This window comes from Caballeronia mineralivorans PML1(12) (assembly GCF_001028175.1).
Taxonomy (GTDB): Bacteria; Pseudomonadota; Gammaproteobacteria; order Burkholderiales; family Burkholderiaceae; genus Caballeronia; species Caballeronia mineralivorans.
The window spans coordinates 1-5,756 of sequence record NZ_AEJF01000257.1 but is presented as its reverse complement, the minus strand read 5'-3'; the positions used below and the strand labels follow the sequence as shown (position 1 = coordinate 5,756).

Sequence of the window (5,756 nt, the reverse complement as noted above, 5' to 3'; positions counted from 1 at the left end):
CGCGCGTTGCTCGCTATATCGCCGCGCAGGTCCCCGCGCGGCGCCGGCTCGGCCGTTTCGCGGCCACGCGCCGGTTCCTTCTTCCATGCCTGCAGGCTGGCCTGCGTCTCGGCGCGCAGCGCAAAGTTACCCGCTGGTGACTCGGCGTGCACCTGAATCGCCACACTAAGCGATGAAACCACAATGCCGCACGCCAGCAGTGACATTGGTTTCATGATGAAAACTCCCCTTCGGACCAGATATCGGTCCGCTAGCCAGCTTCATACGCTATGCCAGTGCACGAAAGGGTGCTGTAAATATTGGTAAAGAGTTGTTTCGTGAGCTTGGAGATCGGACACGACGAGCCATTGCGAGACGCGTGTTCGCGTGGTTGCAATATCAACGTGCGCAAAGCGAGATTGAACGCCATGCGCTCGCTTTCGATAAACGAAAAGCGAGCGCTTGCCGGCAGATTTTTGACTGACTAAAACGGTCTGCGAGCGCAGACCGGTGGCTCGTCACTCGAGGGAATGCACCGGGTGGGAGCCTGGGTAAAGCGCAGGAAACCTGCGCGCGGGTGCTTCGCGTAAGCCTGATCGTACAGCGTGGGTCGTACAGCGATCGACCATACAGCCCGAACGTGCAACTTGCCGCGCAGACAGCCTCAGGCCATCTTGACCGGAGCGCGCCACGATTCCGGATTCGTCCAGAATGCGCCACGTAGACGGTCGCGGCTCGGCGGCACAGGCGGTTTCGCAGCGGTAGAGCCGATCCGGCCCCGCAACGACACCTCACGACCGTTGTTGCCCAGACGCTTCACAATTTCGGCGAGCGTACCATCAGCTTGCCATTCGTCGAACCGGCGGCGGCAGGTCGGCGGCGACGGGTAGCGGCCCGGCAACTTCGACCAGCCTTCGCCCGTGGACAGAACCCACAACACGGCATTGACGACAGCGCGTGCTTCGACGCGCGGACGGCCACGCCGTTCACTACGTGCCGGTTCTGCGCAAAACAAGGCCTCAACCAGCGCCCACTCGTTATCTCTTAAATCGTCGAACATCATGTTTCACCTCAGCGAAGCTAACCCCGGTGCGCTGCCCCGCGCCGCGCACTCTGGTCGGAATTCGAAGATCGAACCCAGGTAAGGTCGGAGCAGACATTGCGACGGACGATTTGCGTTTAAAACTGCAATGGCGCCGACCTCTGCGCAAGTAAATGCGAGAACCGTGCCATGCGTGTATCGATCGGTCGGAAAGCCTCGCGGCAGTAGGCTGGCGCGGTGCCAGCATGGGCCGTATGAGACGCTATAAGTGCAGTTAATGAAATCGGGACAATCACCAATCAAGTGCAGCAAGCCCATCCGGCGTGCGCGGATGCATTTCTGCTGCACCGCAGCGCGACGGTGATGAAACCGTTTTCTTGGCCGACCTTTGATCTACAATTTGCATCAATTAGAAGAATTGATGAGGATAAGGTATGAGCCGGGTGCTCAATGTGACGTTGCGGCAGCTACGTGTGTTTATCGAAGTCGCGAAGCTGCAGAGTTTTAGCCGGGCCGGCGATGAAATCGGCCTGACGCAGTCGGCGGTGAGCCGCTGCGTGCGCGAGCTCGAAGGGGAAATCGGGTTGAAACTGGTCGATCGGACCACCCGCGAAGTGCAACTCACCGATGTCGGCACGAATCTCGTAGGCAGTGTGTCGCGGTTGCTGTCGGACCTCGATGAAGCGCTCAACGAAATCCGCGATCTTGGCCAGCAACGGCGCGGGCGGGTGATCGTGGCGGCCAGTCCGACCGTGGCGTGCCGCTTGATGCCGCTCGTCATTGCCGCGTGTGTGCGGGAATTTCCGCTGATTTCGCTGGGCTTGCGTGACGATCTGCAGAGCGACGTGCTCCGCAAGGTCAAGTCCGGCGAAGTGGATTTCGGCGTGGCCATCGGCCCGTATGCCAATGACGACCTGTATGGCGAAGTCGTAATGACCGACTCGTTCTGCGCGGTCGCGAGGCGGGACCATCCCTTGGCGGCCGCGCGGGAGGTGCCGTGGGCGGCGCTGTCAGGAGAGCGTCTCGTGATGCTGGATCACGCTTCCGGAAGCCGTCCGATTATCGATGCCGTGCTGCGCGAGCATCACGTTATCGCTGATGTGGTGCAGGAACTCGGCCATTCCGCCACGGTGTTCGGGTTGGTGGAGGCGGGCGTCGGGATCAGCGTGCTGCCGTGGCTGGCCCTGCCGTTGCCGGCGAATTCGTCGCTGGTAGCGCTGCCCCTCGTGCCGCGGGTTGAGCGAACGGTGGAACTCGTGCGGCGGCGCGACCGGTCGTTATCGCCCGCGGCGGAGTCGGTGTGGGGATTGGTCGCTGGATTGCCGAAGCGGATTGAAGAACTGGATTAGCCGATTCGCCGAGGGGCGGATGGCCAAGTGCGTGAGCGCTCCGCGAGCATCTCCCGGTCTCGCCATGGCGCACACACTTCCGAAAACTGGCCTGATGGCTAACGCACGAGCCGTACAGCGCTTTTCCGAGGGTGTCGCGTTAGACTTTCGCTTTCCATCGGCGGAGGCGGTAATGAGCGAGTCAGAAGGAGCGGTTATCTCGGAGCTTGGTGCGCGAGCGAGTGCGCAAAGTGCGCCGAACGCACGTGACGTGGTCCGCGCGCTGCGCCCGTCACAGATTCGCGAGGTCGCCAACGCGGGTTTCGGTGTCCCGGACGTGCTTCCTTTCTGGTTTGGCGAATCGAATCAGGTCACGCCGCAATTCATCCGCGACGCTGCAAGCCGCGCGCTCGCCGATGGTGCAACCTTTTACACGCACAATCTGGGCATAGCGCCGCTGCGCGAAGCGCTCGCCGCTTATGTCGGCAAGCTGCATGGCGCCACCCGGCCTGCGGAAATTGCTGTGACAAGCGCCGGTGTCAATGCGCTGATGCTGGCGACGCAGTTGGTCGCGGGTGCCGGCGACCGGGTGGTGGCCGTCACGCCGTTGTGGCCAAACCTCGTCGAAATCCCGAAGATTCTCGGTGCTACCGTGGAAACGGTCGCATTAACCTATGGAACCGACGGCTGGACACTCGATCTCGACCGTCTGCTTGCGGCGCTGACGCCCGGTACGCGGATGCTGATGGTCAACTCGCCGAACAACCCCACCGGCTGGGTCATGACCCGTGAGCAGCAGCAAGCGGTGCTCGACCGGTGCAGGCAGCTTGGCATCTGGCTGGTTGCCGACGAAGTCTACGAGCGCCTCTATTACGGCAATGACGCCACAGTCGCACCTTCGTTCCTCGATCTGGCGAACCGCGACGAACGCGTGATCGCGGTGAACTCCTTCTCGAAGGCATGGCTGATGACGGGCTGGCGGCTGGGCTGGATCGTCGCACCCGAGCGTCTGATGGAGGATCTCGCCAAGCTGGTCGAGTACAACACGTCTTGCGCGCCTTCGTTCGTCCAGATGGCGGGGATCGCCGCGGTGAAGGACGGCGAGCAATTTACGCAATCGCTGGTCGCTGACTTGCGCGCGAGCCGCGACTACCTGGTGACGGCATTGCAGCGCATCCCGGGTATTGACGTGCGGGCGCCTGCCGGCTCCATGTATCTGTTTTTCAGGCTTCCGGGTGCGGAGCGCAGCCTCGAGTTGTGCAAGGCGCTGGTGCGCGAAAGCGCGCTCGGACTTGCGCCGGGCAGTGCGTTCGGTCCGGAGGGAGAGGGTTTTGTGCGCTGGTGTTATGCCTGCGACACTGCTCGACTGGACGCTGGAGTAGCACGTCTGCGGGCGTTCATGGAGGCGCACTCGGTTTCGTGACGTGCGACGGGGCATCGGGGTGAAGGTTTTGGGTCGCGGGGCTTGAGGGCAGACGAGAAGTGCTCACGTGTGAGGCCCGCCTGACGTGAGTCTTGCGGCGACCCAATGTTTCACCTTTACGCACCGTTTGTTTTTGCGTAATATGCGTGCAGTCACGCGCTTCCGCCTTGGAAAGTGCTACTTCGTCCGGCTGGGAAAAGCTCGGCGATCAGGATCTGATCCCGTGTTTTGCTTCCCCCCGGTGCGTGCTCCCAATCAATATGACCGATCAGAAATCGGGCGAGCGCGTCGTCAGTATCCTCGTCCACGGTTTCCCAGTCTGAGCGTTGCGAATGGTTCGAGTAATCGGTGTCCTTCGTTTTCGGCCTGACTTGACCGGTTCATAGACCATACAGGGTCCTATCTAGCTGCATGAATACCCAAGAGGCGAAGATCGTCCTCGAGACTGCCTTGATCTGCGCGCAGGAGCCGCTGAAACTCGCCGAGTTGCGAAAGCTTTTCGCCGACGATATCTCGGCAGACACGGTTCGCACCTTGCTCGACGCCCTGAAGCAGGATTGGTCGGGACGCGGCGTGGAACTGGTGGCGCTGGCGTCCGGATGGCGGTTTCAGAGCAAACCTGCAATGCGGGCCTATCTCGACCGGCTACATCCGGAAAAGCCGCCAAAATATTCGCGAGCCGTGCTTGAAACGCTCGCGATCATTGGTTACCGGCAGCCGGTGACGCGTGGAGACATCGAAGAAATTCGCGGCGTCACCGTGAACACGCAGGTCGTGAAGCAACTGGAAGACCGCGGCTGGATCGAGGTGATCGGTCATCGCGACGTGCCGGGCCGGCCCGCGCTCTATGCCACCACCAAGCAGTTTCTGGATGACCTGGGCCTGAGCGCGCTGGACGAACTGCCGGCACTCGATAACCCGTCTGCGCAATTGGAAGCGTCGTTGCTCGCGCAGCATGCGATCGATTTCCCCGGCGACAATCCGGTGGCCGCCATCGGCGCCGCGCTGTCGACTGGGCTGGGATCGAAGGACGAAGCCGCTTCGTTGCCCGATGCTCCGAATGCGGCAGTATCGACGCCGTCCGAGTCCTTATCTGACGTTGATGTTGACGTTGACGCAGGCTTGGACCAAGCGTCGACGGTTAGCGCCGAAAGAAAGCCGGATGGCGAGCACGGCGCGCTCGTCGGCGTAGCCGATCCGGGAACGCCGGATGCTTGGGCAAGTGTGGCCACGCACGATTCGGCTCAGGCGACGCATGTGGAGGAACCCGCGGCGGCGCAGCCAGTCCACGCAGAAGGCGAGCCGTTTTTGCACCCCGAGGCCGGTTCTGACGAGCCGGCGAACGATACGAACGCCGATGCGCAAACGAACGCACCGGTGCAATTCCAACCGCAACATGCGGTGTCCGCGACCGGTCCGGAGCCGCACGAAGCGCTTGCGGATATCAGCCGGAACCAGACGCACGCGAGGCCAGGCGACGTGGACAACCGTCACGTGGCGGCGCCGGATGCCGGCGCACTGACCGGCGACGCAGCGCAACACGCATTACCGCGCGCCGCAGATGAGTCCGATGGCGTCGACGACAACGCGAGCGCACCGGACGCATCGAACCAATTCGACGCATCGAGTGCGCCGGACGAATCAAACGAAATCGACGAATTCAACGCACCGGACGACCAGACTGCGCGCCGCGCCTGAGGCCTGTTTGCACGAACCTTCATTCGGCTACTAATCACCATCGGCCGGATTTTTTGACGCGCCTGCGAAGGGCGCGCGACCCGACACAATTGAGGTTGTTTTGACACATTCCCACGACAGCGATTCGCCCGAATCCGAGCGCCCCGTTCGTGCCGATGAAGCACATGGCCAGACCGACGCCGGCGAACGCACACGCAACGACGAACCCGCCGACGGTGAAGAACGTCCGCGTCGCGGCTTGCGGCGGGGGCCTCGCAGCCTGATCGCCCGCCGTCGCGCCGTCGCC

At 62.3% G+C, this 5,756-nt stretch carries 5 protein-coding genes and 1 pseudogene; 4 read left to right on the top strand and 2 right to left on the bottom strand.

Annotated elements, in window-relative coordinates:
- Both EOS_RS41485 and EOS_RS41480 read right to left on the bottom strand, forming a co-directional pair.
- Positions 1-215, bottom strand: a 215-nt coding sequence (locus EOS_RS41485) for a hypothetical protein (protein WP_047898058.1), incomplete at its 3' end; no start/stop codon positions are given.
- A gap of 428 nt (positions 216-643) precedes the next feature.
- Positions 644-1,042 carry a transposase gene (locus EOS_RS41480; RefSeq protein ID WP_047898056.1) on the bottom strand — a complete coding sequence of 133 codons (399 nt, stop codon included), beginning with the start codon at positions 1,040-1,042 and terminating at the stop codon, positions 644-646.
- Between the two features lie 413 nt (positions 1,043-1,455).
- Between EOS_RS41480 and EOS_RS41475 the strand changes: the two genes are divergently transcribed.
- The 4 genes and pseudogenes from EOS_RS41475 to EOS_RS48645 form a co-directional block, all read left to right on the top strand.
- Positions 1,456-2,370 carry a LysR family transcriptional regulator gene (locus EOS_RS41475; RefSeq protein WP_047898055.1) on the top strand — a complete coding sequence of 305 codons (915 nt, stop codon included), beginning with the start codon at positions 1,456-1,458 and terminating at the stop codon, positions 2,368-2,370.
- A 172-nt stretch (positions 2,371-2,542) separates the two neighbouring features.
- Positions 2,543-3,772, top strand: coding sequence for a pyridoxal phosphate-dependent aminotransferase (locus EOS_RS41470; RefSeq protein ID WP_047898054.1), 1,230 nt, complete (start codon positions 2,543-2,545; stop codon positions 3,770-3,772).
- Positions 3,773-4,183: 411 nt separating this feature from the next.
- Positions 4,184-5,470, top strand: a complete 1,287-nt coding sequence (scpB, locus tag EOS_RS48650; protein ID WP_235443132.1) for an SMC-Scp complex subunit ScpB — start codon at positions 4,184-4,186, stop codon at positions 5,468-5,470.
- A 100-nt stretch (positions 5,471-5,570) separates the two neighbouring features.
- Positions 5,571-5,756, top strand: a pseudogene (locus EOS_RS48645) (23S rRNA pseudouridylate synthase B); the annotation flags it as partial.

Bases quoted from the DNA above. Each gene is read 5' to 3' on its own strand.
- EOS_RS41480 (WP_047898056.1), bottom strand. From the start codon at position 1,042: ATGATGTTCGACGATTTAAGAGATAACGAGTGGGCGCTGGTTGAGGCC.
- EOS_RS41475 (WP_047898055.1), top strand. From the start codon at position 1,456: ATGAGCCGGGTGCTCAATGTGACGTTGCGGCAGCTACGTGTGTTTATC.
- EOS_RS41470 (WP_047898054.1), top strand. From the start codon at position 2,543: ATGAGCGAGTCAGAAGGAGCGGTTATCTCGGAGCTTGGTGCGCGAGCG.
- scpB (WP_235443132.1), top strand. From the start codon at position 4,184: ATGAATACCCAAGAGGCGAAGATCGTCCTCGAGACTGCCTTGATCTGC.